Consider the following 25912-nt stretch of genomic DNA (forward strand, 5'->3'; position numbering starts at 1 on the left):
AGGGGGCTCAGTGGCAGGGCAGCAGGGGTAGTCGCTGGGGAAAGAGCAGGGCCGGTTGCTGGGGCCGCAGGCTGAGGCGGCAGCGTTCGGAGAGCTGGAAGGTGCGCTCCAGCGGCAGGCGCAGCCGCAACCGGAACGGGGCCCCCTGGGGCTGCTCCAGCTCCACCTGCAGCAGCCATTCCCGGCCCAGGAATTCCCGCCCCATCACCCAGGCGCTGCCTGCTGGATCGGGGGTGAGATCCAGGGCGCTGGGCTGGAGCAACACCTCCGCCGGCGCCCCGTCCGGGCATGGGGAGGCCGCAGCCCCGGAGAGGGGGGCGAAGGCCCCCAGCGCCGTGATCACCTGGCCGTTGCGCCACTGGGCCGGCAGCAGGTTGCGTTGCAGCACGAAATGGCCCACGAAGGCGGTGGCGGGATGCTCCACCAGCTCCTGCGGCGGCGCGCACTGGTGCAATCGTCCGTCCTTGAGCACCGCCACCCGGTCGCAGATCGCCAGCGCCTCTTCCGGGTCGTGGGTGACGATCAGGCCGCTGGCGCCGCAGCGGCTGAGCACGCCCGGCAGTTCGCTGCGCAGCCGCAGCCGCACGTCCACATCCAGGTTGGAGAAGGGTTCATCGAGCAGCACCAGCTCCGGTGCCGGCGCCAGTGCCCGGGCCAGGGCCAGCCGTTGCCGCTGGCCGCCGGAGAGTTCGTGCGGATAGCGCTGCTCCAGGCCCGCCAGGCCCAGCAGATCAAGCAGCCAGGCGGCCCGGCTGCGGTCCTGGCGGGGCCGCAGACCGAAGCAGGTGTTCTGCCAGGCATCGAGGTGGGGAAACAGGGCGTAGTCCTGAAAGACCATGCCCACGCCGCGTCGCTCCGGCGGCACCCACACGGCCGGACCGGCCACCTGCCGGCCCTGCACCGTCACCTGCCCCCGCGAGGGCCGCTCGAAACCGGCGATCAGGCGCAGCAGGGTGGTTTTGCCACAGCCGGAGGGACCCAGCAGGCCCACCAGTTCGCCTGGGGCCAGCTGCAGGTTGATGTCTTCCAGCGCCCAGTCGGTTGCTTCGCCAGCGCCGCCGCCGCGGCCGTAGCGGTGCCACACGCCAACGAGCTGCACGGGATCGGCCGGCGTTGCGTCGCCGCGGGCGTTGACCGCCGCCGTGTCAGTGGCGGAAATCCCGGTGGAACTGGCGATAGGACACCCTTAAGCTCGTTTTTCCCATCTTCCAACGCCATGGGCGCCGGCATGGCCATCGAGGCGATTCACACCCCTGCCGCTCCTGAGCCGGTGGGCCCCTACAACCAGGCCGTGCGGGCGGGTGGCTGGCTGTTCTGTTCCGGACAGATCGCCCTTGATCCCGTCAGCGGCGTGATGGTGGGCGACGGAGATGTGGAAGCCGAGACCCGCCAGGTGCTCAGCAACCTCGTGGCGGTGCTGCAGGCGGCAGGCAGCGGCCCGGATCAGGTGGTGCGCACCACGGTGTTTCTGGCCGACCTGGCCGATTTCGCCCGGGTGAACGCCATCTACGCCGAGACCTTCCAGGGGCCGGTTCCTCCCGCCCGCGCCTGCGTGGAAGTGGCGGCCCTGCCCCGGGGCGCGCGGGTGGAAATCGACTGCATGGCGGTGGTCGTTTGAAGCCCAGTGGGGCTGCCGTCAGGTAACGAACACGACATCACGTAGTCGACGTGACAGTCCGCAGCTGTCACAGGACCGACACTGACTCTCTGCCTCACGACGTTCATGGCGTTCTCCCCCTTTCGTCGCTCTGCCTCCGCCGCCGGTTCGCAGCGTCTTTACCGCTTGGTGGACCGCCAGTGCGCTCCCCATCCGGTGCTCGACGACCACTTCGAATCGATGGATGCGGCCTGGGAGGCGGCGCTGAGCTGGTGGGAGGAACAGGCCTGCGCGGTGGAGCAACCGATCGAAATCGGCATCGAAGTGAGCACCCCCCGCGGTGACTGGCGCACCCTGCGCTACCCGGGTGGCTGGCCGGGCCTGATGCACTGAGCACTAGGTGCGGCCTAATGCACTGAAAGGATCGCTAGTCTCGGCGCGTTGTTTCATGCGAGCCGCTGCATCAGCGGATCAAGAAGGTCATCACAATCGGCGTTCTTTCGCTTGCTCTGTTTGGCGGCCTGGTCACCGTTGCTTCAGCTCAGTTCACCGGCCCAGGTGCTGGCCCCGGCTCCAGGCCGCACCAGCACAACCGCCCAGGCCCGTGACGCCCGCCTCGGCACCTATCTCACGCTCACCGGCACCATTGCGTCGCGCAAGCGTGAAAACTATTTCACCTTCCGCGACGCCTCGGGCACCATCCACGTGGAGATCGAAGACGCGATCTGGAAGAACCGGCCAGTGGGCCCCAACGACAGGGTGAAGCTCGTGGCCGAAGTGGACCAGGGCTCCCGCGGCCGTTACCTCTGGGTGAAGTCGCTCACGCTGGTGGATTGACCGCTGCGGCGGTGCGGTTTGGCGGCGCGGTGGCTGCAGTCTCTGGCGGCTTCCAGCTGATCGCTCAGCCGGCCTCCAGCTGCTGCCGCAGCGGGGGCGGCAGGCGAATCCCCGAAAGAAAGGCGAGCGCCACCAGCAGGCAGGAGGCCCAGAGGCAGGCCTGAAGGCCGCCCACCAGGAACAGGGCGCCCGAGAGCAAGGTGCCCACCAGCCGGCCGGCCGCATTGGCCATGTAATAGAAGCCCACGTTGAGGCTCACTGATTCGGCATCGGTGTAGGCCAGCACCATGTAGCTGTGAATCGATGAGTTCATCGCGAACACGACCCCGAAGGCGGCCAGACCCACCACCAATGCCACGCCGGGATTGCCCACTTCTCGCCACAGGCTGATAGCGATCAGGCCAGGAATGGCGGTGAGCACGGCGCTCCAGAACTGCACAGCAGACACCCCTGGCGGGCCGCTTTTGCCCCAGCTGCGCCGCAGGGCCGGTACTGAGGCCTGCACGATGCCGTAACCGATCACCCACAGGCCCATGAAGCCGCCGGCCTCCCAGTATTTCCAGCCCAGCACCGACTGCAGAAACACCGGCAGGGCCACCACGAACCACACATCCCGGGCGCCGAAGAGGAAGAAACGGGCTGTGGAGAGCACGTTGATGCCCTTCGATTTGGAGAACATCGCGGTGATGGCGGGCGATTCCTTCATGCGGCCGATCTCACCGGGTAGCACCAGGGTCATCAGGAAGGCAAGGAACAGGCCGGCGGCCATGGTGCCCACGGCGGCACTGAAGCCGATCGTGGTGAGCAGCACCCCGCCGAGGAAGAAGCCCACCCCCTTGAGGGCATTCTTGGAACCGGTGAGGATCGCCACCCATTTGAACAGTTGGTTCTCGCCCCGGGCGTGATCGTCGGGGGTTTCCGGTACCACGGTTTTGATAGCGCTCTTGGCACTCATCTTGTTGAGGTCCTTGGCGATGCCGCTGATCGCCTGGGCCACCATCACGTAGGCCACGCTCCACCAGCGGGGCCAGTCGTCGGCCACCGGAATCAGCATCAGCAGGGCGCCCACCTGCAGCAAGGTGCCGGCCCAGAGGGTGAGCCGCAGCCCGAAGCGGGCCCCCAGCCAGCCGCCATAGAGGTTGGTGACGATGCCGAAGAACTCGTAGAACAGAAACAGAAAGGCGATCTCCAGGGTGGTGTACCCCAGCTGGTGAAAGTGGAACACCACGAGCATGCGCAGCGCCCCGTCGGTGAGGGTGAAGGCCCAGTAGTTGGCCGTCACGATGCCGTATTGCTGCAGGGCCGTGAGCTGCTTCATGACCGGGCACCCTGGGATACCGCCGCCAGGCCAGCACCTTCAAGCGCCGCCACGTGGCAGGCCAGATCAGCCATGCGGCAGCTGTAACCCCACTCGTTGTCGTACCAGGCGAACACCTTGAGCTGGGTGCCGTTCACCACCATCGTCGAGAGGGCATCAACGATCGAGCTGCGGCTGTCGTTGAGGTAATCCACCGACACCAGCGGCCGCTCCTCGTAGCCCAGGATTCCCTGTAGCGGGCCGGCGGCGGCGGCAGTGAAGGCACCGTTCACCTCCTCCACGCTCACGGCGCGCTCAAGCTCGAACACCGCATCGGTGATTGAGGCATTCAGCAGCGGCACGCGTATGGCATGGCCGTTGAGCTTGCCCTGCAGTTCGGGGAAGATCATGCCGATCGCCTTGGCCGATCCGGTGGTGGTGGGGATCAGCGAGTTGGTGGCGGAGCGGGCGCGGCGCAGGTCGGATTTGAAGGCATCGATCACCACCTGGGTGTTGGTGATGTTGTGCAGGGTAGTGATCGAGCCGTGGCGAATGCCGAAGCTTTCCTGCACCACCTTCACCACCGGCGCCAGGCAGTTGGTGGTGCAGGAGGCGGCGGTGAGCAGGCGGTGGCGGCTGGGTTCGTAGAGGTGGTGGTTGATGCCGTAAACCACGTTGAGCGCTTCTGCCCCCGCGATCACGCCTTTCACCGGGCAGGCCACAATCACCCGCTTCAGGCCCAACTCGCTGAAGTAGGGCTCGAGTGTTTCGGGCGTTTTGATCTTGCCGCTGCATTCGAGCACCAGATCCACGCCAGCCTGGGCCCAGGGCACGGCAGTGGGATCCTTGTGGCGGCTGTAGCTCACGGCGTGACCCGCCACCCGGAAGCCGTCGGCGTCGGCCTGCACCGCCTCTGGCCAACGGCCATGCACGGAGTCGAATTCGAGCAGGTGGGCGGCGGTGGCAGCATCGCCGGCCGGGTCGTTGACGTGCACCAGCGCGATGCCGGGGCGGCCCCAGAGGGCGCGGAACACCAGGCGGCCGATGCGGCCAAAGCCGTTGATGCCGATCTTCATCCGGAAACCAGCGATACGGTGCGAACATAGATCAACTAGAGTTGATGGACGATGTGTTGCTGATCACATGGGCGTGAGCAGTCCTTCAATGCAGGCCGAGCAGGCCCGAGCGCTGCTCAAGGCCCTCGCCGATCCGCTGCGGCTGCGGGTGATTGAGGCCCTCGGCGGCGGCGAGCGCTGCGTCTGTGATCTCACCACCGACCTGGACCTGGCGCAATCGAAGCTCTCCTTTCACCTCAAGGTGCTCAAGGAGTCCGGGCTGCTGGCTGATCGGCAGGAGGGCCGCTGGATTTACTACCGCCTGCGCCCCGAAGCGATCGAACAGTTGCGTGATTGGCTCGCAGATCTCTCCAGCACCTGCCACACCCCCGCTTCCCCCTGTCGTTGATCCATGGGCATCTTCGAGCGTTGGCTGAGTGTGTGGGTGGCCCTGGCCATCTCTGCTGGAATCGTGCTCGGCCAATGGCTGCCGGGGTTGTTCACCTCCTTGGCGGCGCTGGAAGTGGCGCGCATCAACCTTGTGATCGCAGTGCTGATCTGGATGATGATCTTTCCGATGATGCTGGCGGTGGATTTCTCCGCTGTCGGCCGCATTCGGGGCGAGCCGCAGGCGTTGATTGTCACCCTGGCGATGAACTGGCTTGTGAAGCCGTTCACGATGGCGCTGCTTGCCTGGTGGTTCATTCGTGTCCTTTACGCCGCCTGGATTCCTGCGGCCATGGCCGATCAGCTGGTGGCGGGCATGATCCTGCTGGGCATGGCGCCCTGCACCGCCATGGTGTTCGTGTGGAGCCAGCTCTGCCGCGGGAATCCCACCTACACCGTGGTTCAGGTGGCGGCCAACGACCTGGTGATGGTGCTGGCCTATGCGCCAATCGCCGGGCTGCTGCTGGGGGTGTCCCAGGTTGCGGTCCCCTGGGACACATTGCAGCTGTCGGTGGCACTGTTTGTGGTGATCCCCCTGGTGGCCGGCTGGCTCACGCGCCGCTGGATCGCCAGCGACCGGGTGATTCAGCGGCTCGAGGCACGGCTCAAGCCCTGGTCGATCGTGGCGTTGCTGGGCACGGTGGTGCTGCTGTTCGGCTTCCAGGCCACCACGATCCTGGCCAACCCGGCCTTGATCGTGCTGGTGGCGATTCCGTTGATCCTGCAGACGGTGCTGATCTTCGTGCTCACCGCCCTGTGGATGCGCCAGTGGCGCCAGCCCCACGAGCTGGCCGCACCAGGGGCCTTGATCGGGGCCTCCAACTTCTTTGAACTGGCGGTGGCTGTAGCCATCAGCCTGTTTGGTGTGCGCTCCGGCGCCGCCCTGGCCACGGTGGTGGGGGTCCTGGTGGAGGTGCCGGTGATGCTGGCTCTGGTAGCGGTGGCCAACCGCAGCCGCTGGCTGTTTCCCTACCGAGCCACCGACACCACCTGATGGTCCGGAATCACCTGATCCTCCACCATCTGACCGTGAGCACTGCCTAGATGTGCAGGTTCGGGCAGATCTCGCTGCCGTCATCGATAGGATTCTGCTGCCAGCGGGCCAACAACTCCTTGAGCTCCGTTTTGAGGTGGCGCAGATCGCGGATCTGGTGATCGATCCGCTCGATCTGATTCAGAAGCTGGGCCTGGATGCTGTCGCAGGGCAGGGCGCCGGCGTCGTGCACGGCGAGGCAGGCCTGGATTTCCTCCAGCGACAGCCCCAGTGTTTTCAGCCGGCGGATGAATTCGAGGCGCCGCAGGCTGTGTTCATCAAACAGGCGATACCCTCCCTCGCTGCGGCCGATCGCCGGCAGCAGGCCCAGGTCTTCGTAATAACGCAGGGTTTTCACCGGCACGCCGCTGCGCGACGCCAGTGCCCCGATCTTCATGCCCTCTTGCCCCACGGCGGGACGCGCCATCTCTGCCATTCTCCATTCGGCCGGTGAAGCTAGCGGTTGGAGCCACTGATTCCGCTATCTGTGAATGGTCCGTCAGCGAGGATCTTGCGGCAGCGCCCGCAGATCCGCCCGCTCACCCCTGGCGCCAGGGTGTGCTCCTCCACATCGGTGGCGTAGTGCCAGCACCGCTCGCACTTCTCTCCGTCGGCGTGGGCGAGCCGCAGCCTGAAGCCGCCACCGCTTTCATTGCTGTCATCGCTGGTGGTGTCGCCATGGTTTTCGGCCAGCACCACCGCCGGCGCCTCGCCCTCCAGCTGCACGGCCGATACCAGCAGCCAGTCGGCCAGATTGTCGACCTCAGGGTGGGGGCTGCCCTGCAGCAGCTCCAGGGCCTCGGCCAGGGCGGCATCGACGCCGCTCAGCTGCACCTGCGCCTCCAGCGACGCTCCCAGGGCGCCGGCGCTGCGGCAACTCTCCAGCTGCCGGTTCACCCGCGCCCGCAACTCCAGGATCCGCTCCATCGGCGCCAGCAGCTCCGGAGCGCTCCACACTGCCGGCGCGGTGGGCCAGCCGCGCTCGAACACCGAGGCTTCGGCCACGGGATAGGGCAGGTTCTGCCAGATGTCTTCCGCCATGTGGCACAGCACCGGGGCGATCAGCCCGGCCAGCCGTTCCACCACCAGCTGCAGCACCGTCTGGCAGCTGCGGCGGCGGAAGGACCCGGCGGCGCTCACGTACAGCCTGTCCTTGGCGATGTCGAAGTAGACGTTCGACAGATCCACCACGCAGAAATTCTGCAGCGCCTGGAAGAAGCGATAGAAGGCGAAGGTGTCGAAATCGGTGCTTACCGCCTCGATCAGCGCAGCGGTGCGGTGCAGCATCCAGCGGTCGAGCAGGGGAAGCTCCGCCACCGGCACCGCGTCGCCTCCTTCAGCGCGGGGCCGTGGGTCGAAATCGTGCAGGTTGCCGAGCAGATAGCGGGCTGTGTTGCGCACCTTGCGGCTCACATCCGCCAGCTGCTTGACAATTCCCGGACCCAGCGGCACATCGGCGGAATAATCCACCGAACTCACCCACAGCCGCAGCACATCGGCGCCGTAAGCCGGCTCCTGCTTCTCATTTTTGCCGCCCTCCACCAGCACCGCCGGATCCACCACATTGCCCAGCGATTTGCTCATCTTGCGACCCTTCTCATCGAGGGTGAAGCCGTGGGTGAGCACCCGTTTGTAGGGGGCGTTGCCGTTCACGGCCACGGAGGTGAGCAGGCTGCTCTGGAACCAGCCGCGGTGTTGATCCGAGCCCTCCAGATACAGGTCGGCGGGGTAATTGAGGGGGGTGAAGGCTGGCTCCTGGGATCCCTCAGGGGCTACGCCGGTCTGCAGGCCGCCCAGCACGGCAGCCCAGGAGGAGCCGGAGTCGAACCACACGTCCATGGTGTCGGTGCCTTTGCGCCACAGGTGCGCCTCGGCGGCGAGGGCGGGGGGCAGCAGCTCGGCTTCTTCTTTCTCCCACCACACATCCGAGCCGTGGGCGGCGATCAGCGCTTGGATGTGATCGAGCGTGGCCGCATCGAGCAGCACCTCGCCCGTTTCTCGGTGATAAAACACCGGGATCGGCACCCCCCAGGTGCGCTGGCGCGAGATGCACCAGTCGCCCCGTTCGCGCACCATCGCCTCGATGCGGTTGCGGCCGCTGGCCGGCAGCCACTCGACGGCGGCGATGGCGTCCAGGGCCTCGGCGCGGAAGCCCGCCACCGAGGCGAACCACTGCTCGGTGGCCCGGAAGATCGTCGGTTTCTTGGTGCGCCAGTCGTAGGGGTAGCGGTGCGCGTAGCTCTCCTGCTTGAGCAGGGCTCCGGCCCCCTCCAGGGCCGAGATGATCGCCGGGTTGGCGTCCTTCAGCACGTTCAGGCCGGCGAACGGGCCCGCTTCGGCGGTGAGCGTGCCGCCTTCGTCCACCGGGCAGAGCACGGGCAGGCCCGCCTTGCGGCCGGTGTTGAAGTCGTCGACGCCATGGCCCGGCGCCGTGTGCACCAGGCCCGTGCCCGCTTCAGTGGTGATGTAATCGCCGCCGATCACCACCGGGCTGCTGCGCGCCATCAGGGGATGGCGGTACACGACCCCCTCCAGTTCGGCCCCCTTGAGCGAGAGCAGCGGCTCCAGCGGCAGCGCCAGGATCTCGCGCAGGCTCTCCACCAGCGCCGTGGCCACGATCAGATGGCGGCCCGGCTCCACCCGGCACACCGCGTAATCGAGCGCCCCGTTCACCGACACCGCCAGGTTGGCGGGCAGGGTCCAGGGGGTGGTGGTCCAGATCGCCACGGCCAGGGCACCGGCCGCCGGAGTGGTGGCGGCCTCCGCGCTGGTGAGGCCGATGGCGGTGAGGCGTACGCCCAGCCCCGCCGGCAGCTCCACCACCGGAAACGCCACGTAGACGCTCGGCGAGGTATGGCCGTCGGGATATTCCAGCTCCGCTTCCGCCAGGGCGGTGCGGGAGCTGGGGCTCCAGTGCACCGGCTTGAGGCCCCGGTAAATGTGGCCCGCCAGCACCATGCGGCCAAACACCTCGATCTGGGCGGCCTCGTAGTGCTTCTGCAGGGTGAGGTAGGGCCGGTCCCAGTCGGCCCAGATGCCCCAGCGGCGGAAGCCCGCCTTCTGGCCCTCCACCTGCTCGAGCGCATAGGCGTGGGCGCGGCGGCGCAGCTCGATCGGCGTGAGCCCGCGGCGCTCCTCGCTGCCCATGCCCTGCAGCACCTTGAGCTCGATCGGCAGCCCGTGGCAGTCCCAGCCGGGCACGAAGCGCGCCCGTCGCCCCTTCAGCAGGGCGTACTTGTTGATGATGTCCTTGAGGATCTTGTTGAGCGCATGCCCCACGTGCAGCGCGCCGTTGGCGTAGGGCGGCCCGTCGTGCAGGGTGAACACCGGCCCGGGGTTGCTGCTGCTGAGCCGCTCATACAGGCGCTGCTCGGCCCAGAACGCCTGCAGTTCGGGTTCACGCGTCCTGGCGTTGGCCCGCATCCCGAAGGGGGTCTGCAGCAGGTTGAGGGTGTCCTTGTAGGACACCGGCGGGGCGGTCAAGGCGCCTGGGGCAGCAACCGGGATTATCGGCCCCGGCATTCCCCGGTGAGGGCGGCGTGTGCCGAGAGCGGCGCGTGCCGGGGACGGTGTGGTTGCTTGGAGGCTGCTTCTCTGTTGGGCGAGACACCCGTGGCCATCAGCCTGCCGATCATTGAGCTGCTGGATCGCTTTTCCGAGGCGCTGCGGCTGCTGCTGGAGGGGTTGTCATTGATGTGCGTGCTGGTCGGGCTACTGGCGATCCTGCAAGGCACCACCTCAGGGCGGCGGCTGCGTCCCCGGCGGTTGGGACCTGCTCCGGGGCGCACCGGCGCCTTGCCGCTTTCGCTGGTGGACCCGTTTGTGCTGCGGCCGTCCAATGAACTTCGGCTCACCTTCGGCAGTTGGCTGGCGATGGCGCTGGAATTCCAGCTGGGGGCCGACATCGTCGCCACCACCACCGCTCCGTCGGAGAGCAACCTGATTCAGCTGGCGGTGGTGGCCGTGATCCGCACCACCTTGAACCTGTTTCTGGGCCGGGAACTGGCTGAGGAGCGGCGCGAGGAGGAGCGCGCAGCGGCGTTGACGGCTGAGTGATGGCTCACACCACGGCTGAGTGATGGCTGATGCCGCCCCGACTGACGCTTCTGGTCTGGGTCTGGCCGGCGCGGCCAGCTTCCGGGCCAGGCGGTTTGGCTAAGCGGCTTGGCTTGGGGGCTCGCCGTCGGCGGCTTGGCCTGGGGGCTCGGTGTCCGGCGCTGGCAGGGGGCTGAGGGTGGCGTCTTGTGCGGGGGGAGCCTGCGTCTCAGGAGCAGGCTCAGGTTCTGCTGCCGGATCTGGCGCCGCTGTGGCCACAGCGGTTTCGGCAGGAGCCGGCGGGGCCTGGTCGGCGGCGAGTGCTGCGCGCACGCGGGCGTCCACCTCCTTGAAGTCGCTCACCACCGCCAGCGGTGCGCCTGATGGTGAGGGAGCTGTGGGGGGCTCTGCGCCGGCAGGTTCGGGGCGCACCCAGCGCTTGGTGGTCTCGGGCTTTTTGGGCGAGACGGCCCCGGCTGCGGCTCCAGCGGTGACCGCGGCTGTGACGCTGGCATTGACGGTGGCTGTGCGTTGCTTGAGCCAGCCACCCAGCGCCGTGGCCCGGCTCAGCAGCAGGCCGCCGAGCGCGATCAAGGTGCTGCCGAGCTGGTTCAGGCTTGTTTGCCAGCGGGCCTGAGACCAGAAGTCCTGGCGTTCCTCCTCGCTCAGCTGGCGCCAGCGGCTCTGGCTCACCTCGGTGCTGAGGCGCCCGATCAGCAGCCCACCGCACAGCACCGCCAGCATCGGCGCGCCGCTGAGCCGCTCGGCGCTGGTGACCAGCACCAGGCCCAGCAGCAGCACCACCGATCCCCAGAAGGCATCGCGCGGGCGGCTCAGCTCCGGCACGAGCAGCGGCAGCAGCAGCACGGCGAGACCGGCCAGCAGGGCCAGGGTTCCACCGATGGTGGCAAGCATGGCGGTCGCAGCAGGTCAGCCCCATTCTGCGTCGCTGATTACAGTCGGCCTGCTGCCCACCTGGCGGAATTGGTAGACGCGCTGGTTTTAGGTACCAGTGGCTTCGGTCGTGGGGGTTCAAGTCCCCCGGTGGGCATGGCGCAGGCAACATGGACCTGACAGGGAAGGCGGATTGACGAAGCCGGCGCGCACGTTGCTGCTCGGGGCACTGGCATACGCGTTGGTGCTGCTGATGACCCTGGGCTCGCCGCTGCAGGCCAAGCCTGCGGCCGTAGAGATTCCCGAACCCGCGCGCCCCGCCTTCACGGCCTCACCGCCTTCCCTTGACCGGGCCACATCGATGGTGGTGGCCGGCAGCTATGAGGTGGCCACCGTGCGCATCCTTGGCATTCCCACCTTGATGGTGGCCTCGCCTGTGATGGGCAATGGCAACGGCATGGCCAACAGCAGTGAGGCGGAGACCGGCCCAGATGCGGAGCGCCGTGCCCAGGTGATCGAGGGCAACCTGCGCCTGCTCTACAACCCCGCCGCCCTCTGCAGCAACAGCGAACGGTGGGCTGAATGGACCCTGCTGCGGGTTCTGGGGGCCAGTGACCCTGCCTGTGATGGCGGCCTGCCCGATGGAGTGCGAGCCGCGTCTGACGACCTCAATGTGATGGTGCGGCAGCTGCCCAACGGCGCCGTGATCCTTGAGGCCACGGTGCCGGAACGGCCCCAGCCGCTGCCGCTGCTCACCGTGACCTTCGCCGACACCACCTTGAACGGCACCACGGCGCTGGAACTGGGCCAGCGGTGGCAGGAGCGGCTGCAAGGCCGCCTTCGCTATGCCCGCCAGGCGCTGCTGCCGCAGAACATGCGCCAGCGGTTGATGCTCTGCCTGCTGGTCATGGGCCTGGTGCTGCTGCTCACCGCCGGCACCTTCTGGCTGTGGCGCCGCAACCTGCTCGCCATTGCCAGGCTGAAAGCTCAGGCATCGGCCCCAGCAACGGCCCCGGCGGTTGCTGTCACGCGCGGCCTGCGCCTGCGGCTGTTCGAGGCGCTCAGCTTTGTGCTGCTGGTGCTGGTGCTGCTTCAAGTGATGGCGGTGGTGGCGCTGGCCCTGATGGCCATTCCCGGTGGCGTGCCGCTGGCGCTGGAGGTGCTGCTACAGCCCGCGCTGGTGGGGATCAAGGTGCTGGTGTTCGCGTTCATCGCGCTGCTGGGCCGGGCCCTGGTGTCGTTCCTCCTGGATCAGTGGGCCACCAGTGGCCGGGTGCCCGCCGACGAACTGGCCCGCCGTGACCAGCGCCACCACAGCCTCGAGCGCATTTTTCAACGGCTGGTGGATCTTGCCTGCATCGCCATCGCCGCCGGCTGGGTGGTGATGGGCATTCCCGGCGTGCGCGAAACCTCTGCGTCGTTCCTGCTGGCCGGCGGCGCCGTGCTGGGTGGCCTGGCGATTGTGTTTCAGGGTCTGCTGCGGGATTTCGCCGCCGGTCTGGCGGTGTTGCTGGAGGATCGCTACGCCATCGGCGATTGGATCGAGATCGGCGACATCGAAGGCGATGTGGTCGATCTCAGCGTGCTGAGCACCCAGCTGCGCTGCCTTGATCAGCGGGTGGCAGTGATTCAGAACGGCGCCTTCGACCGGGTGATGAACCACACCAAGATCCGTTCCGGCAAGTTGGTGGAGCTGCTGCTCTCCCACCGCACCGCCGACATCAATGCCGTGCTGGCGGCGATCGCCGAAGAACTTCACGCCCTTGGCCGCGATCCGTTCTGGGGTCCGCAGCTGCTGGCGGCTCCCTTCCTGCGCGGCGTCACCGCCACCGGCCCGCTCGGGATCACCGTAAGCATGCTGATCACCACCCAGGCCGGCCAGCAATGGGCCTGCAGCCGTGAGCTGCAGCGGCGGTTGCTGGATCGGCTCCAGCGGGAGCGGATTCCCCTGGCGTCTCCCGCGCCGGCGTTGGTGTCGGGATAACCGGCGTTGGCGCCGGTTGGCGTGGCGGTTGGTGCGGCGGTGGCGTGGCCACAATGGCCGCATCTGCGCCGGACGACGCCCGTGCCTGGGCTTCCTGTTCCGCCCCGGCTGCACCTGGTGCTGGCGGGAGGGGGCCACAGCCATGCCCTGCTGCTGCACCGCTGGCTGATGCAGCCCACCCAGCGACCGGTCGGCGCCTTGATCACGCTGGTGAGCCGGGGCAGCACGGCGCTGTATTCCGGCCTGGTGCCCGCGGTGGTGGCGGGTCTGGCGCCCGCCGCTGCGGCCGCCATCGATCTGCGCCGCCTCTGCCGGCTGGCCGGCGTGACGTTTGTGCAGGCGGAGATCACCGGGCTTGATCTGGCCGGGCGGGCCCTGCTGCTGGCCGGCCGGCCGCCGCTGCGTTTTGCGCGGCTCAGCCTGGATGTGGGTGCCGTCACCGCGCCGAGCCCTGGTGCCATGGCGGTGAAGCCGCTCGAACCCTTCCTCGCCTGGGCCGACAGCTACGCGGCAGAGGAGGGCCCTGTGCTGCGCGGCGGGGGCGCGGCGGCGGTGGAGCTGGCGCTGGCCTTCCGCGGCCGTGGCTGGCGGCCCCGCCTGTTGCTGCGGGGCCGGGGGCTGCAGTTGGGTTCGCCGGCCGCCAATCGTGCCGGCGAGCGCCTGCTGGCGGCGGCGGGGATTCCACTGGAGCGCCAGGCGCCGGAATGGGCTTCGGCGGATCTGGCCTGCACCGGCAGCCTGGCGCCCGCCTGGCTGGCCGCTACCGGCCTGCCGGTCGATCCCGGCAGTGGCCGTGTCCGCACCACCTCCAGCCTGGAGGTGGTGGGCCAGCCCGGGGTGTTCGCCTGCGGCGACTGCGGTTTGATCGAGGGCCAGCCCCGCCCCCCGTCGGGGGTCTGGGCGGTGCGCGCCGCGCCGGTGCTGGCCGCCAACTTGAAACGCAGCATCGACGCCCCCGGCCGCCCCCTGCGGCCCTGGCGGCCCCAGCCCTACGCCCTGCAACTGCTCGGCGACGGCGGCTGGCATCCGGGCGGCCCGCGGGCGCTCGCCCTGTTCGGGTCGCTGGCGATCGGCCCGTATCGCTGGCTGTGGCGCTGGAAGCACGCCATCGACCAGGCCTTCATGGACCGCTTCACGGCCCTGCAGCCGATGGGCGCCGCCGGAGCGCCGGAGCCCATGCCCTGCCGCGGCTGCGCCGCCAAGCTGCCCGCCGCCCCGCTGCAGGCAGCCCTGGGAAGGCTCGCCGCTCAGGCCACCGGCAGGCGCGATTCCACTGCTCCCTTCACGCGCGCCCCCGCTGAGGACGCCGCCGTGGTGGCCCGGCTTGATGACGGCTTCTTGTTGCTGCAGAGCGTCGATGGCTTCCCGGCCCTGGTGGACGACCCCTGGCTCAACGCCCGCCTCACCACCCTGCATGCCTGCAGCGACCTCTGGGCCTGCGGGGCGCCGGTGGAGAGCGCCCAGGCGCTGGTGACCCTGCCGGCGGCAGCCACCGCCGTGCAGGAGGAGCTGCTGCTGCAGACCCTGGCGGGGGTCTGTTCCGTGCTGGAACCGGAGGGCGCCGTGCTGCTGGGCGGGCACACCCTGGAGGCCCGCGATGGCGCTGGCCTGAGCCTGGCGCTCACGGTCAACGGCCGGGTGGCGCCTCCGCAGTTCTGGCGCAAGGGCCCGCTCCAGCCGGGCGATGTGCTGCTGCTCAGCCGCCCGCTCGGCAGTGGCGTGCTGTTTGCGGCGGCGATGGCGGCGGCCGCCGATCCCGCCTGGATCGAGCAGGCGCTGGCGGTGCTGCAGCAGAGCCAGGCACCGCTGCTGCCGCTGCTGGCGCGTCACGGCTGCCGGGCCTGCACTGACGTGACCGGCTTCGGGCTGCTCGGCCACCTCGGCGAGATGATCGCCGCCTGCTCCGCGGTGCGCGTCGCCCTCAACTGGGCCGCCGTGCCGGCGCTGCCCGGTGCCCTGGAGCTGCTGGCCGCCGGTGTGGCCAGCAGCCTGGCCCCCGCCAACGCCGCCGCCCTGGCCCTGCTGGAGGGTGCGGTGCAACTGGCCGGGCCCCGCCCGCACGGCCCTGAGGCGGCCCACCGGGCCCTGCTGATCGATCCCCAGACCTGCGGCCCGCTGCTGGCGGCGCTGCCAGCTGCCAACGCTGCTGCCGCCCTGCAGGATCTGCGGGCAGCGGGCTTCAGCGGCGCCGCCCTGATCGGCCGGGTGCTGGCTTAGGCCAGGCCGCCGGCCAGCAGTTGGGCAGCGGCCTGCTCCGGGCTCTGCTCCCCCAGCTCCACGGTGGCGACGCAACGACCGCTGAGGTCGTGGTCGTAGCAGCGGTCGTAGTAATCGAGCATCTGCCGGCAGGCTTCGGCCGCCTCCCCGTTGGCGATCGCTTCCAGGGCACTGGCCGTGCGTTGGGGGCCCAGCCGCTTGGCGATGCGACGGGTGGCTTCCGCCACCGCGTCGGGGTCCTGCTGGCCGTAGATCGCCACCAGGTGGGCCAGCCGCTGCTCCAGCGGCCGCTGCACCTCCAGCACCGGTGCTGTCTTCATCTGACGCCAGAGGCCGGCCGGGATGCGGCAGCGGCCCACCATGGCGCTCTCCGCCTCAAGCCAGATCGCCGCCGCCCCCTCCAGCGCCCGCAAGGCGCTGGCCAGCAGGTTTTCGTAGTGCTCCGTGCTGGGCTGCTGCGGCCGCCCCAGCCCGCCGAAGCTGCTGCCGCGGTGGTTGGCGAGGCCTTCGAGGTCCACCACGGCGACCCCGCGTTGCTGCAGGGCCAGCAGCAGTTCGGTTTTGCCGCAGCCGGTGCGGCCCCCCAGCAGGCGCAGCGGCCAGGGCCGCTCGAACAGCTCCAGCGCCCAGCGCCGGTAACTCTTGTAGCCGCCATGCAGCACGCGCACCGGCAGCTCCAGGCTGTCGGCCAGCAGGGCCACGCTGCCGGAGCGCATGCCCCCCCGCCAGCAGGTGAGCCGCAGCGGCGCCCCCCCAGCGCTGGCGCCGCAGGCGGCCAGATCCGCCGCCAGGGCGTTCAGGCGGGGGCCCACCACCGCCAGGCCGTGCAGCACGGCCGCCTGGCGCCCCTGCTGCTTGTAGAGCGTGCCCACCTCCGCCCGTTCGGCATCGCTGAACAGCGGCAGGTTGACGGCGCCGGGGATGTGGCCCTGGGCGAATTCCGCCGGGGTGCGCACATCCAGCAGCGGCCCCGTCTCCTGCAGGAAGCACTCGATCGTCTGGGGCACCACCATCGCCAACCCGAGGCACGACGTCGTGAGCGCCATAGTGGCCCCAGGGCCGCCCTGCTGCGGCGCTCCTTGCTTGCACGGCACCCTGGGCAGGGCGACGTGTTGCTCCCCGGTCACCTCCTCGTGCCTCCTCGCTCCGCTGTGCTGCGAGCTGCTTGTGCGTTTCCCAGCGCACTTGCCTGTCCAGCCGACCGCGTGCCGAGGCGCCGGCCTGGGCCTCCGTCTCCCGCCTGGGCCTCCGTCTCCCGCCCCGATCCTTCCCTCCGATCCCTTCCCATCGATGACGTTCCGCATCCGTGCCACCGCTGCGCTGGTGGGTCTCTCCCTGGCGCTGCTGCCGGCCCTGGCCCCCGCCGGCGGCCCTCTGCCGTCGTTGCTGAGCGAGGCGAAGGCGCAGCAGAACACCAAGGTGCTGCGCATCGGTGCGATCCCCGACCAAAAGCCCGAACTGCTCAACCGGCTCTACCCGCTGGTTGCCAATGAACTCAGCCGTCAGCTGGGCGTGAAGGTCACCTACGTGCCGGTGGTGAACTACGCCGCCGCCGTCACCGCGTTCCGCACCGGCGGCCTGGATCTGGTCTGGTTCGGCAGTCTCACCGGCGTGCAGGCGCGCCTGCAGAAGCCCGGTGCCCAGGTGATCGCCCAGCGCGACATCGACGCGTCGTTCCAGAGCGTCTTCATCGCCAACACCAGCAGCGGTCTCAGGCCGATCAGCAACGTGAAGGGGCTGAGCGAGCTGAAGGGCAAGCGTTTCACCTTTGCCTCGGAGAGCTCCACCTCCGGCCGCCTGATGCCCCAGTACTACCTCAATCAGGCCGGGGTCAAGCTCAGCGACTTCGCCGGTGGCGCCCCCGGCTTCACCGGCAGCCACGACACCGCCATCGCCCTGGTGCAGAGCGGCGCTTACCAGGCCGGCGCCGTCAGCGAAGAGGTCTGGCGCAGCAGCCTCAGTGAGGGCAAGGCGAATCGCGCCAAGGTGATCCAGATCTGGAAAACCCCCGGCTACCCCAACTACCACTGGCTCGCCCAGCCCGATCTCGACAAGCGCTTCGGCAAGGGCTTCACTGCCCGGATGAAGACGGCGATCCTCAGCTGGCGCCCCACCAATCCCCGTCAGAAGGAGGTTCTGGCCTTGTTCGGCGCCCAGCGGTTCATCCCCGCCAATGCGGCGGCTTACAGCAGCATCGAGCAGGTGGGCCGTCAGATCGGCAAGATCCGCTGAGGACGCACCGATGAACCCGGTGCTTGAACTGCGCGGCATCACGGTGCCGGGCCAACCGCGACCGCGGCTGGAGGGCATTGACCTCACCATCCGCCAGGGCGAGCGGGTGGCCTTGCTCGGGGCCAGCGGCGCCGGCAAGAGCACCCTGCTGGCGGTGGCCAATGGGCTGCTGCCAGCGCAGCAGGGCGAGGTGCTGTGGGAGGGCAGCCCGCCGGCCCGCTCACGGCGGGGCCGTCGCCTGCAGCAGGCCCGCATCGGCACCCTCTGGCAGGACCTGCGCCTGGTGGAAGAGCTCAGCGTGCAGCAGAACCTCAATGCCGCGCGGCTGGCGGTCTGGGGCTGGCCGAAGGCCCTGCTCAACCTGCTGCTGCCGCTTGAAACCGACGCCTGCCGCCAGGCCATGGCGACGATGGATCTGGAGCCGCACCTGCTGGAGCGGCCGGTGTCGGCCCTTTCCGGCGGCCAGCGCCAGCGGGTGGCGATGGCGCGGCTGCTGCGCCAGGACCCGGTGCTGCTGCTGGCCGATGAACCCCTGGCCAGCCTTGATCCGCGCCTGGCGGCGGAGCTGCTGGCCCTGCTGCTGCGGCAGGCGGCGCCGCCGCGCGCCCTGCTGCTCAGCCTGCACCGCCCCGATCTGCTGGAGGGCTTCGATCGGGCGATCGGCCTGCGGCAGGGCCGGCTGGTGTTCGACGGCCCGATCGCGGCGGTGCACCGGGCGCTGTTGACCGACCTCTACGAAGGCAATCCGCCGTGCAGCTGAGGGCTGCGCCGCCGTTGCTGGTGCTGCTGCCGGCCCTGGTGCTGCTGCCGCTGGCGCTGCTGCTGCCGGGCCTCAGCCATGGCGGCGGCTGGGAGCTGATCGGCCAGTTCGCCTCTGCGGCGCTCACGCCGTCGCTGGAGCCCGTGGTACTGCGCTCGGTGGCCGCTGGGCTGCTGGTGACCGTGGCGATGGCGCTGCTGGGCTGGGCGGTGAGCCTGGTGCTCGGCCTGCTGCTGGGTGTGGCCAGCTCCCGCACCGTGTGGACCAGCCTCACCGGCAGTGCCCTGCCCGCCACCGGCATCCGCCGCCTGCTGGCCGTTCCCCGCTCCATCCATGAACTGATCTGGGGGCTGCTGCTGCTGCAGCTGATGGGGCTGCAGCCGGCCGTGGCTGTGCTGGCGATCGTGATCCCCTACGCGGCCCTGGTGGCGCGGGTGATCAGTGATCTGCTTGACGCGCTGCCCACCACCAACGTGGAGGCCCTGCGGGCCGGGGGGGCGCCGGCGCCGGCCGCGTTGCTCACGGCGCTCGGCCCCGCCCTGCTGCCAGGGGTGCTGAGCTATGGCGGCTACCGGCTGGAGTGCGCCCTGCGCAGCGCCACCCTGCTGGGGGTGTTCGGCCTCGGCGGGCTCGGCACGGAGCTGAAGCTCACCATGCAGTCGCTGGCTTTCCACGAGCTCTGGACCGGCCTCTGGCTGCTGCTCGCCGTGATGTTGAGCCTGGAGGCCGGCCTGGGCGGCCTGCGCCGCCGCTGGCTGATGCCCGTGCGCTTCGGCCTGCAGCAGCCGTCGGTGGGGCTGCGGGCGCGGGAGATGGTGCTGGTGCTGCTGGCCTTGCTGCCGCTTTCCCTGCTGCTGGGCCAGGCCCTTGGCGTGCAGCCCCAGGCCCTGTTCACCTGGCAGCCGCTGCCGCCGCTGCAGAACGACTGGCCCAGCGTGCTGGCCATGCCCTGGCCGGCGCTGGTGGGCGGCACCTTGGCGCTGACGCTGCTGGCGGCCTGCCTGGCGGTGGGTCTGGCGCCGCTGCTGCTGCTGCTGGCGGCCCCGTCCCGCTGGCTGCGGGCGCCGCTGCGTCTGGTCTGGGCGCTGGGCCGCCTCTGGCCGCCGCCACTCACGGCCCTGCTGCTGCTGCTGGTGCTGCAGCCCGGTGTCGTCACCGGTGCGTTGGCGCTCGGCTTTCACAATCTCGGTGTGCTCGGCCGCCTGCTGCTGGAGAGCGCCGCCGATGCCAGCCCGGCCACGGAGCAGGCGCTGGCCTGTGCCGGCAGCGGGCCGCGCCTGGCTTTGCTCTACGGCCGCCTCAGTGTTGTGGCCCGCCCTTACCTCGCCTATGCCGCCTACCGCAGCGACGTGATGCTGCGGGAATCGGTGGTCGTGAGCCTGGTGGGCGCCACGGGCCTCGGCAGCCAGTTGCTGGAGAGCCTCAGTGCGTTCGCCTGGGACCAGCTGCTGGCGCTGGTGGTGGTCTATGCCCTGCTCACGCTGGTGGGGGAAGACCTCAGCGACCGCTGGCGGGCGAGGCTGCTGGCCAGCGGTTGATCCGGGGGTGGGCGGCGCGGCAGGGTGGGTGGCACCACCCGCAGCGCAGGCTGCCGCGCAGGCCATGACCGATGAGCCGGGGTGTGCCCCCGCAGTGATACCGCCGCCTGCCGCGCCCGATCTGGTGGCGGTGGCCGAGCAGTTCGCGCTCGGCGCTCCAGTGCAGACGATCGCCCCGCTCGGCGGCGGCAACGTCAACGACACCTACCTGGTGCAGCTGGTGGGGGCTCCCGGCGGCTCCCATGTGCTGCAGCGCCTCAACACCCGCGTGTTCCGCCAGCCCCGGGATGTGATGCGCAACCTGCTGGCCTTCAGCGCCCATGCCGAGCGCCAGCTGCAGGCGCCGGCGGCTGGCATGGGCCGCCGCTGGGAGGTGCCGCGCGTGGTGCCGCTGCAGGGGGGCGCTGATCCCTGGCTGGAGCGCGACGGCAGCTTCTGGCGCATGACCACCTTCATCGGCGGCGCCCGCAGCCTCGACCAGCTCAGTGACACCGGGCAGGCCCGGGAGGTGGGCTATGGCCTGGGCCGCTTCCACCGGCTGGTGAGCGATCTGCCGGTGGACCAGCTGGTGGACACGCTGGAGGGGTTCCACATCACCCCCACCTACCTGGCGGCGTACCAGCGGGTCTGCGACGCGTCACCGCCGCCCGCCTCCCCCGAGCTGCGCCACTGCATCGCCTTCGTGGCGGAGCGGCAACGGTGGGCGTCGGTGCTGGAGGACGCCAAGGGGAGCGGCCGGCTGCAGCTGCGCCCCATCCATGGCGACCCGAAGGTGAACAACGTGCTGATCGATGCGGCCAGCGGCGCCGCGATCAGCCTGGTGGATCTCGACACCGTGAAGCCGGGCCTGATCCACTACGACATTGGCGACTGCCTGCGCTCGGCCTGCAACCCCGCCGGGGAGGAAGCCGCCGACTGGCGCGCGGTGCGTTTCGACACCGGCTTCTGCGCGGCGCTGTTGGAGGGGTACGCGGCGGCGGCCCGCCCCATGCTCACCACCGACGACGTGGCCTTCCTCTACGACGCGATCCGCCTGCTGGCCTTCGAGCTGGGGGTGCGCTTCCTCACCGACCATCTCGCCGGCGACGTGTACTTCAAGATCCGCCAGCCCGGGCAGAACCTGCAGCGGGCCCTGGTGCAGTTCGCCCTCGCCGCCAGCATCGAGGCGCAGGAAGCCGAGATCCGCGCGATCGTCGCGGCGGTGATGGCATGACCCCGCCCGCCCCACGGCCACCTCTATCGCCACTGCCACCGCTGGACTCCCACGCCTTCACGCTTCATCCCTTCATGGCAGCGTCGCCGGCGGCCCTCTCCCTCACCGGCCAGGTGCTGCGGCGGGGCGCGGACCTGCAGATCGGCTGGCGGCTGGCGGGCGCGCTGGAGGGCGTGTGCCTGCCGGCGCCGGCGCCGTTGCCCCAGCGCCGCGATGGCCTCTGGCAGACCACCTGCCTGGAGTTCTTCCTGGCCAGCCCAGGCGCTGACGCCTACTGGGAGGTGAACCTCTCCCCCGCCGGCCACTGGAATGTCTACCGCTTCAGTGGCTACCGCCAGGGGATGGCGCCGGAAACGGCGCTGCAGGCGTTGCCCTTCCGGGTCACGCGCACGCCCGGCGTTCTGCAGCTCGAGCTCACCTGCGCCCTCACGGCCCTCCTGCCCGGCGGCGGCCCGCTGGAGCTGGCGGTCACCGCTGTGGTGGAGCAGGCCGGCGGCGCCCTCTCCTACTGGGCCCTGGCCCACCCCGGCAGGGCCCCCGATTTCCACCGCCGCGACGGCTTTCAGCTGCGTCTTTAGGGGGCGGCGCCGGCGGGTCCGGCCCCTGCCGGCGGCAGCCTCCCCCCATCCCCATCCAGCACCCGTTCCACCACCAACCCCCGGCGGCGCAGCAGGGCGACCAGCCCCCCTTCGCCCAGCAGGTGGGCGGCCCCCACCACCACCAGGGTGTTGTCCGGCTGCTGCAGGAGGGCCTCGATCGACGGCAGCCAGTGGCTGTTGCGGCGGTCGAGCAGCACCGCCCGCCCGCCCGGGGTTGAGCCGTCGTTCGCCAGCGCCAGCCGCTCCAGCGTGGCCAGATCCCCGAGACGCCAGGCAGTTTCCAGCTCGATCAGGCGGCGTTGCAGCGGCTCCTGTTCTGCGATCGCCTGATTGAGCAGCGCCAGCTGGTCGCGGAGCGGCAGGCCCGCCAGCAGCCCCAGCTGAAAGCTGGCCGTTTCCAGCCCCGTCACCGGTTTGCGATCGGCCTCTGCCCGTGCCTGCAGCTGGGCCTCCACGCCGTTCTCGCCGCCATAGCCGCTGCGCAGCAGCTGGCCTGAGGCCAGCATCAGCGCCACCGCCCATGGTTTCAGTGGCTCGGCCAGTTCCGGCGTCAGGCCGGCGCCCTTCAGCAGCGGTTGCAGCTGCTGCCAGCGCTGCGGTCCCAGGTCGGCGCTGAGCGTGCCGCCGCCGTCCTGCAGGCCGCGGCGTAGCAGTTCCTCAGCCAGCTCTGCCGGACCTGTGCTCTTCAGATCGATTTCCATTACCAGCCGCGCGGCGGCGGCGTAAGCGCGCGTGTAGGTGGCCGGCAGGGTGCTGCGCGTGGCGGGAAGGCCGTGCATCGATCCGGCCACGTACACCCAGCCCGCCCCCTGGCGCAGCCGCCAGATCACCCCCGGCCCGGCCAGCTCCGCGGCCCAGGCGCCGGTGCAGCTGAGCACCATCACGGCAGCGAGCGCCCCGCGCCTCAGGCTGCGGCCCCACGGGCGGGTTGTTGCCGCATGCATGGCCCGCTGGCAGCGTTGCCGCAGGCTATTTCCGCGCTGCCCGCGCTGTTGATTCTGGTACATCTGTACTAATCTGCAGGGCCTGCCCCGGGGCCCATGCCCGCCCAGTCACCGCCCGAGCCCCAGCCGTTTCCCCAGCCCCTGCGCCAGTGCCGCACCGGCCTGCTGCTGCCCCTGGCCGGCGAGAGCGTGGCTGCCGGTTTCCCCAGCCCCGCCGACGACTACATCGAAACCGGCATCGACCTCAACGAGCAGCTGATCGCCCGCCCCAGCAGCACCTTCTTCCTGCGCGTGAGCGGTGATTCGATGCTGGAGGCCGGCATCCACCACGGCGACCTCCTGATCGTCGATCGCAGCGTCGAGCCGCGCCCCGGCCGCATCGTGGTGGCCGTGCTGGAGGGGGCTTTCACGCTCAAGCGCCTGGTGCTGCACCGCGGTCGCCTGCGGCTGGAGGCGGCCCATCCCGCCTACCCGCCACTGGCCCTGGGCGAGGGCGACGACACGCTCCTCTGGGGCGTGGCCATCCACGTGATCCACCCGCTCTGAGCCCCCTCCACCCCAACCTCCATGGCCTGGGCCACCGCGCTGATCGACGGCAACAACTTCTACGCCTCCTGTGAGGCGGCGCTCGATCCCTCGTTGATCGGCCGGCCGCTGGTGGTGCTCTCCAACAACGACGGCTGCATCGTGGCCCGCAGCGCCGAGGCCCGCGCCCTCGGCATCGCCATGGGCACCCCCTATTTCCAGGTGCGCCGCGAGCTGGAGCGGCTCGAGGTGGTGGTGCGCAGCTCCAACTACGCCCTCTACGCCGACATGAGCCACCGCCTGATGCTCACGCTCGAGCCCTGGGTGGAGGAGCTGGAGGTCTATTCAATCGACGAAGCGTTCGGCCGCCTGCGCCGCCCCGCCGGCACCGGCGCTGATCTCACCGCCTGGGGCCAGGCGGTGCGGGCCCAGGTGCGGCGGCATCTGGGGCTGCCGGTGGCGGTGGGCATCGGCCCCTCCAAGCTGCTTGCCAAGGTGGCCAACAAGCTGGCCAAGCAGAACCGCGCCCACGGCGGTGTGTTCGATCTGGGGGCGGTCGCCGACCCCGACCCCTGGCTGGCGGCCGTCGCGATCGAAGACGTGTGGGGCATCGGCCGCAAGCTCTCGCGCTGGTGCCGGCTGCGCGGCGTGGCCAATGCGCTGCAGCTGCGCGACATGGCCAGCGGTGAGCTGCGGGCCAAGGCGGGCGTGGTGGGGCTGCGGCTGCAGCAGGAGTTGCGGGGTCACAGCTGCCTGCCGCTGGTGGCGGTGCCGCCCGCCAAGCGGGAAACCTGCGTGAGCCGCAGCTTCAGCGAACCGGTGCAGGAGTTGCCCCAGCTGCGGGAGGCGATCGCCACCTACCTCAGCCGCGCCGCCGAGAAGCTGCGTCGCCAGGGCCAACGCACCGACACCATCACCGTGTTCGTGCGCAGCAGCCCCTTCAACGGCACCAGCTTTTACGCCAATGCCGCCACCGCGACCTTGCCGCTGGCCAGCAACGACACGGCCGTGCTGCTGGCCGCCGCCCTGCCCCTGGCCGAGCGCCTGTTCCGCCCCCACAAACCCCTGCAGAAGGCCGGTGTGCTGCTGCAGAACCTGCAGCCCCTGCAGCAGTTGCAGCACCACCTGCTCACGCCGCTGCCGCCGGAGCAGCAGCAGCGGCGCGAAGCGCTGATGGCCACGATCGATGGCCTCAACCGCCGCTACGGCCGCGGCACCGTGCAGTGGGCCGCCTGCGGTCTGCGGCCGGCCTGGGCGATGAAGCGGCAGCAGCTCTCGCGTGCCGCCACCACCCGCCTCAGCGACATCCCGGTGGTGCAGGCCTGATCCTCAGGCCTTGGTGCGCAGGCGGTTGCGCGGCGGCACCGGCCGCCCCACCCGCAACTGCTGCCGCCAGCGCCCCGCCTGGAACCAGGTCGCCGCCGCCAGCGCCGCCACCACCAGCGCAGCGGCCGCCGCCGCGGAGGCCCCCCACCAGGCCGCCGCGCCGAGCGCCAGCAGCAGCACGGCCGCCGCCAGCGGCTGCAGCTGGGCCAGCCGCCGGTCGGCGCCGGAGCAGCTGCGGCAATGGCGGGTGTGGCTCTCGTAGCGCTCCAGCAGCGGCGTTTCCCCCAGCCGCTCGGGCAGCGGCGCCGCGCCGAAGGGCTGGCCGGCGCCGCCGGTGATCCAGTCGTGCAGGGCGCGCACGTAGCGATCGGACGGGGTGGCCAGGTAGCAGGAACGCACCAGTTCGTCGCTGCCGCCCCGCTGCTGCAGCACCCGCTCCTGCCAGTGCAGGAAGGCCTGGTCGTCTTCCAGTACCACGTGGTTGGCCAGGTGCTGCAGCCATTCGGGCCGCAGCTTCAGCAGCCGCGCCGGCAGGGCCGATTCGAAGCGGAAGGGGAAGCGGGCGAACAGGCGGCACTCCCCCGGCCGGATCGGCGTGGCGTACACCACGGTGAGGATGCGGGCGAAGCCCTTGGCGGTGAGGTCGTGCCACATCAGGCAGGGGGCCTGAAAGGTGGTGTGCTGGGTGCCGAGCGTGCCCCGGCGCGGCCCCTCGGGCCACACGCCGGTGAAGCCGTCCGGTCCGCTGCTGGTGAGCTCCAGGTTCACCGGACCGGCTGTCTCGCGTTTGCCCACCGTGGCGTGATGGGTGAAGGGCACGTGGCTCACATCGAGCACGTTCTCCAGCAGGGTGAGGGCGTCGTAGGGCAGGTCGCGGAAGGTGTCCTGCACGCTCCAGCGCTCCGGTTCCGCCGCGAGCATCGGCAGCAGCGGCAGCGGCACGGCGTCAGCCGCCTCCACCTCCCCGGCGAACACAAACAACATCCCCTGCCCGGTGGCGGTGGCATAGGTGCGGCAGTGGCTGCGGGGCGAGGCGGCGGCGGTGTCGCCGTCGGCCTGGGGAATGGCGGTGCAGTGCCCGCCGCCGTTGAACGTCCAGCCGTGATACGGACATTCCAGCTCGCCCGCCGCATTCAGACGGCCCTGGGAGAGCGGCACGAGCCGGTGCGGGCACACATCCGCAAACGCGCGCCACTGGCCGGCATCCGCGCCGCCGCCGCCAGCAGCACCTGCCTGCCGGTCGTACCAGAGCACCAGGTCGTCGCCCAGCAGGGTGAAGGGGGTGGGCCGTGCCGGGTCCAGGTCCTTGAGATAGGCGACGGGGTACCAGCTGCGCCGCCAGGGGGAGTCAGTCAAGGGGGGCATCACCGGGGGCGGTC

At 70.2% G+C, this 25912-nt stretch carries 24 protein-coding genes and 1 tRNA gene; 16 read left to right on the top strand and 9 right to left on the bottom strand.

All coding sequences use genetic code 11. The features are described from left to right. Window positions 1-7 precede the first annotated feature (7 nt). On the bottom strand, window positions 8-1099 hold the full coding sequence (locus tag KBY97_RS07710) for an ABC transporter ATP-binding protein (protein WP_255146125.1): 1092 nt from the start codon (window positions 1097-1099) through the stop codon (window positions 8-10). Between the two features lie 117 nt (window positions 1100-1216). Between KBY97_RS07710 and KBY97_RS07715 the strand changes: the two genes are divergently transcribed. The 3 genes from KBY97_RS07715 to KBY97_RS07725 all read left to right on the top strand — a co-directional run bounded on the left by KBY97_RS07715 (window position 1217) and on the right by KBY97_RS07725 (window position 2434). Further along, on the top strand, window positions 1217-1618 hold the full coding sequence (locus tag KBY97_RS07715) for a Rid family detoxifying hydrolase (protein ID WP_255146126.1): 402 nt from the start codon (window positions 1217-1219) through the stop codon (window positions 1616-1618). A 105-nt stretch (window positions 1619-1723) separates the two neighbouring features. Beyond that, window positions 1724-1990 (top strand): hypothetical protein, encoded by a 267-nt coding sequence (locus KBY97_RS07720; protein ID WP_255146127.1) that lies wholly within the window; start codon window positions 1724-1726, stop codon window positions 1988-1990. Window positions 1991-2110: 120 nt separating this feature from the next. After that, window positions 2111-2434: a YgiW/YdeI family stress tolerance OB fold protein gene (locus KBY97_RS07725; protein WP_255146128.1), complete on the top strand. Its 324-nt coding sequence runs from the start codon at window positions 2111-2113 to the stop codon at window positions 2432-2434. 64 nt (window positions 2435-2498) lie between these two features. On the opposite strand, the gene arsJ is transcribed toward KBY97_RS07725, so the two are convergent. Beyond that, a complete protein-coding gene (gene arsJ, locus KBY97_RS07730) occupies window positions 2499-3752 on the bottom strand; it encodes an organoarsenical effux MFS transporter ArsJ (protein WP_255146129.1) in 1254 nt (417 codons plus the stop codon). Continuing rightward, on the bottom strand, window positions 3749-4807 hold the full coding sequence (locus KBY97_RS07735; RefSeq protein ID WP_255146131.1) for an ArsJ-associated glyceraldehyde-3-phosphate dehydrogenase: 1059 nt from the start codon (window positions 4805-4807) through the stop codon (window positions 3749-3751). Before KBY97_RS07735 ends, arsJ begins: the two co-directional genes overlap by 4 nt. Window positions 4808-4874: 67 nt before the next feature. On the opposite strand from KBY97_RS07735, the gene KBY97_RS07740 reads away from it, so the two are divergent. Together KBY97_RS07740 and arsB are read left to right on the top strand one after the other, a co-directional pair. After that, the gene (locus tag KBY97_RS07740) at window positions 4875-5195 is read left to right on the top strand and encodes a helix-turn-helix transcriptional regulator (protein ID WP_255146132.1); all 321 of its coding nucleotides are present in this window, start codon (window positions 4875-4877) and stop codon (window positions 5193-5195) included. A 3-nt stretch (window positions 5196-5198) separates the two neighbouring features. Continuing rightward, a complete protein-coding gene (gene arsB, locus KBY97_RS07745; protein WP_255146134.1) occupies window positions 5199-6227 on the top strand; it encodes an ACR3 family arsenite efflux transporter in 1029 nt (342 codons plus the stop codon). Between the two features lie 46 nt (window positions 6228-6273). Here the strand turns inward: arsB and KBY97_RS07750 are convergent, their stop codons facing one another. Both KBY97_RS07750 and ileS read right to left on the bottom strand, forming a co-directional pair. After that, on the bottom strand, window positions 6274-6693 hold the full coding sequence (locus KBY97_RS07750; RefSeq protein ID WP_255146136.1) for a heavy metal-responsive transcriptional regulator: 420 nt from the start codon (window positions 6691-6693) through the stop codon (window positions 6274-6276). A gap of 29 nt (window positions 6694-6722) precedes the next feature. Then, the gene (gene ileS, locus KBY97_RS07755; protein WP_255146137.1) at window positions 6723-9788 is read right to left on the bottom strand and encodes an isoleucine--tRNA ligase; all 3066 of its coding nucleotides are present in this window, start codon (window positions 9786-9788) and stop codon (window positions 6723-6725) included. Between the two features lie 75 nt (window positions 9789-9863). On the opposite strand from ileS, the gene KBY97_RS07760 reads away from it, so the two are divergent. Further along, on the top strand, window positions 9864-10322 hold the full coding sequence (locus KBY97_RS07760) for a DUF1622 domain-containing protein (protein ID WP_255146138.1): 459 nt from the start codon (window positions 9864-9866) through the stop codon (window positions 10320-10322). 99 nt (window positions 10323-10421) lie between these two features. Here KBY97_RS07760 and KBY97_RS07765 read toward each other — a convergent pair whose 3' ends face one another. After that, window positions 10422-11216, bottom strand: a complete 795-nt coding sequence (locus KBY97_RS07765) for a Ycf66 family protein (RefSeq protein WP_255146140.1) — start codon at window positions 11214-11216, stop codon at window positions 10422-10424. Window positions 11217-11270: 54 nt separating this feature from the next. On the opposite strand from KBY97_RS07765, the gene KBY97_RS07770 reads away from it, so the two are divergent. The 3 genes from KBY97_RS07770 (at window position 11271) to selD (ending at window position 15396) form a co-directional block, all read left to right on the top strand. Beyond that, window positions 11271-11352 (top strand) — tRNA-Leu (locus KBY97_RS07770). Between the two features lie 36 nt (window positions 11353-11388). Next, window positions 11389-13179, top strand: coding sequence for a mechanosensitive ion channel family protein (locus tag KBY97_RS07775; RefSeq protein ID WP_255146142.1), 1791 nt, complete (start codon window positions 11389-11391; stop codon window positions 13177-13179). 81 nt (window positions 13180-13260) lie between these two features. Beyond that, on the top strand, window positions 13261-15396 hold the full coding sequence (selD, locus tag KBY97_RS07780) for a selenide, water dikinase SelD (protein WP_255146143.1): 2136 nt from the start codon (window positions 13261-13263) through the stop codon (window positions 15394-15396). Here selD and mnmH read toward each other — a convergent pair. Further along, window positions 15393-16442 carry a tRNA 2-selenouridine(34) synthase MnmH gene (gene mnmH, locus KBY97_RS07785; RefSeq protein WP_399217486.1) on the bottom strand — a complete coding sequence of 350 codons (1050 nt, stop codon included), beginning with the start codon at window positions 16440-16442 and terminating at the stop codon, window positions 15393-15395. The two genes, selD and mnmH, sit on opposite strands and share 4 nt — an antisense overlap. Before the next feature lie 244 nt (window positions 16443-16686). Here mnmH and KBY97_RS07790 point away from each other — a divergent pair, with 244 nt between their 5' ends. The 5 genes from KBY97_RS07790 to KBY97_RS07810 all read left to right on the top strand — a co-directional run bounded on the left by KBY97_RS07790 (window position 16687) and on the right by KBY97_RS07810 (window position 21717). Next, complete coding sequence (locus tag KBY97_RS07790; protein WP_255146145.1) at window positions 16687-17628, top strand: putative selenate ABC transporter substrate-binding protein; 942 nt, start codon at window positions 16687-16689, stop codon at window positions 17626-17628. Between the two features lie 10 nt (window positions 17629-17638). Continuing rightward, a complete protein-coding gene (locus KBY97_RS07795; RefSeq protein WP_255146147.1) occupies window positions 17639-18388 on the top strand; it encodes a phosphonate ABC transporter ATP-binding protein in 750 nt (249 codons plus the stop codon). Next, a complete protein-coding gene (locus KBY97_RS07800; RefSeq protein WP_255146195.1) occupies window positions 18385-19926 on the top strand; it encodes an ABC transporter permease in 1542 nt (513 codons plus the stop codon). Before KBY97_RS07795 ends, KBY97_RS07800 begins: the two co-directional genes overlap by 4 nt. A 64-nt stretch (window positions 19927-19990) precedes the next feature. Then, window positions 19991-21139 carry a phosphotransferase enzyme family protein gene (locus tag KBY97_RS07805; protein WP_255146148.1) on the top strand — a complete coding sequence of 383 codons (1149 nt, stop codon included), beginning with the start codon at window positions 19991-19993 and terminating at the stop codon, window positions 21137-21139. Between the two features lie 74 nt (window positions 21140-21213). Beyond that, window positions 21214-21717, top strand: a complete 504-nt coding sequence (locus tag KBY97_RS07810; protein ID WP_255146149.1) for a DOMON-like domain-containing protein — start codon at window positions 21214-21216, stop codon at window positions 21715-21717. Here KBY97_RS07810 and KBY97_RS07815 read toward each other — a convergent pair. After that, a complete protein-coding gene (locus tag KBY97_RS07815; protein ID WP_255146151.1) occupies window positions 21714-22682 on the bottom strand; it encodes a TraB/GumN family protein in 969 nt (322 codons plus the stop codon). The two genes, KBY97_RS07810 and KBY97_RS07815, sit on opposite strands and share 4 nt — an antisense overlap. 96 nt (window positions 22683-22778) lie before the next feature. Between KBY97_RS07815 and KBY97_RS07820 the strand changes: the two genes are divergently transcribed. Together KBY97_RS07820 and KBY97_RS07825 are read left to right on the top strand one after the other, a co-directional pair. Next, window positions 22779-23228, top strand: a complete 450-nt coding sequence (locus KBY97_RS07820) for a LexA family transcriptional regulator (RefSeq protein ID WP_255146152.1) — start codon at window positions 22779-22781, stop codon at window positions 23226-23228. A 21-nt stretch (window positions 23229-23249) separates the two neighbouring features. Further along, a complete protein-coding gene (locus tag KBY97_RS07825) occupies window positions 23250-24533 on the top strand; it encodes a Y-family DNA polymerase (RefSeq protein ID WP_255146154.1) in 1284 nt (427 codons plus the stop codon). A gap of 3 nt (window positions 24534-24536) precedes the next feature. Here KBY97_RS07825 and KBY97_RS07830 read toward each other — a convergent pair whose 3' ends face one another. Beyond that, window positions 24537-25898 carry a Rieske 2Fe-2S domain-containing protein gene (locus tag KBY97_RS07830; protein ID WP_255146155.1) on the bottom strand — a complete coding sequence of 454 codons (1362 nt, stop codon included), beginning with the start codon at window positions 25896-25898 and terminating at the stop codon, window positions 24537-24539. Window positions 25899-25912: the final 14 nt, after the last annotated feature.

This window comes from Synechococcus sp. ATX 2A4 (genome assembly GCF_024346375.1).
GTDB lineage: Bacteria > Cyanobacteriota > Cyanobacteriia > PCC-6307 > Cyanobiaceae > MW101C3.

Bases quoted from the DNA above. Each gene is read 5' to 3' on its own strand.
- KBY97_RS07715 (WP_255146126.1), top strand. From the start codon at position 1,217: ATGGGCGCCGGCATGGCCATCGAGGCGATTCACACCCCTGCCGCTCCT.
- KBY97_RS07720 (WP_255146127.1), top strand. From the start codon at position 1,724: ATGGCGTTCTCCCCCTTTCGTCGCTCTGCCTCCGCCGCCGGTTCGCAG.
- arsJ (WP_255146129.1), bottom strand. From the start codon at position 3,752: ATGAAGCAGCTCACGGCCCTGCAGCAATACGGCATCGTGACGGCCAAC.
- KBY97_RS07735 (WP_255146131.1), bottom strand. From the start codon at position 4,807: ATGAAGATCGGCATCAACGGCTTTGGCCGCATCGGCCGCCTGGTGTTC.
- KBY97_RS07740 (WP_255146132.1), top strand. From the start codon at position 4,875: ATGGGCGTGAGCAGTCCTTCAATGCAGGCCGAGCAGGCCCGAGCGCTG.
- arsB (WP_255146134.1), top strand. From the start codon at position 5,199: ATGGGCATCTTCGAGCGTTGGCTGAGTGTGTGGGTGGCCCTGGCCATC.
- KBY97_RS07750 (WP_255146136.1), bottom strand. From the start codon at position 6,693: ATGGCGCGTCCCGCCGTGGGGCAAGAGGGCATGAAGATCGGGGCACTG.
- ileS (WP_255146137.1), bottom strand. From the start codon at position 9,788: ATGCCGGGGCCGATAATCCCGGTTGCTGCCCCAGGCGCCTTGACCGCC.
- KBY97_RS07765 (WP_255146140.1), bottom strand. From the start codon at position 11,216: ATGCTTGCCACCATCGGTGGAACCCTGGCCCTGCTGGCCGGTCTCGCC.
- mnmH (WP_399217486.1), bottom strand. From the start codon at position 16,442: ATGGCGCTCACGACGTCGTGCCTCGGGTTGGCGATGGTGGTGCCCCAG.
- KBY97_RS07790 (WP_255146145.1), top strand. From the start codon at position 16,687: ATGACGTTCCGCATCCGTGCCACCGCTGCGCTGGTGGGTCTCTCCCTG.
- KBY97_RS07795 (WP_255146147.1), top strand. From the start codon at position 17,639: ATGAACCCGGTGCTTGAACTGCGCGGCATCACGGTGCCGGGCCAACCG.
- KBY97_RS07805 (WP_255146148.1), top strand. From the start codon at position 19,991: ATGACCGATGAGCCGGGGTGTGCCCCCGCAGTGATACCGCCGCCTGCC.
- KBY97_RS07810 (WP_255146149.1), top strand. From the start codon at position 21,214: ATGGCAGCGTCGCCGGCGGCCCTCTCCCTCACCGGCCAGGTGCTGCGG.
- KBY97_RS07815 (WP_255146151.1), bottom strand. From the start codon at position 22,682: ATGCATGCGGCAACAACCCGCCCGTGGGGCCGCAGCCTGAGGCGCGGG.
- KBY97_RS07820 (WP_255146152.1), top strand. From the start codon at position 22,779: ATGCCCGCCCAGTCACCGCCCGAGCCCCAGCCGTTTCCCCAGCCCCTG.
- KBY97_RS07825 (WP_255146154.1), top strand. From the start codon at position 23,250: ATGGCCTGGGCCACCGCGCTGATCGACGGCAACAACTTCTACGCCTCC.
- KBY97_RS07830 (WP_255146155.1), bottom strand. From the start codon at position 25,898: ATGCCCCCCTTGACTGACTCCCCCTGGCGGCGCAGCTGGTACCCCGTC.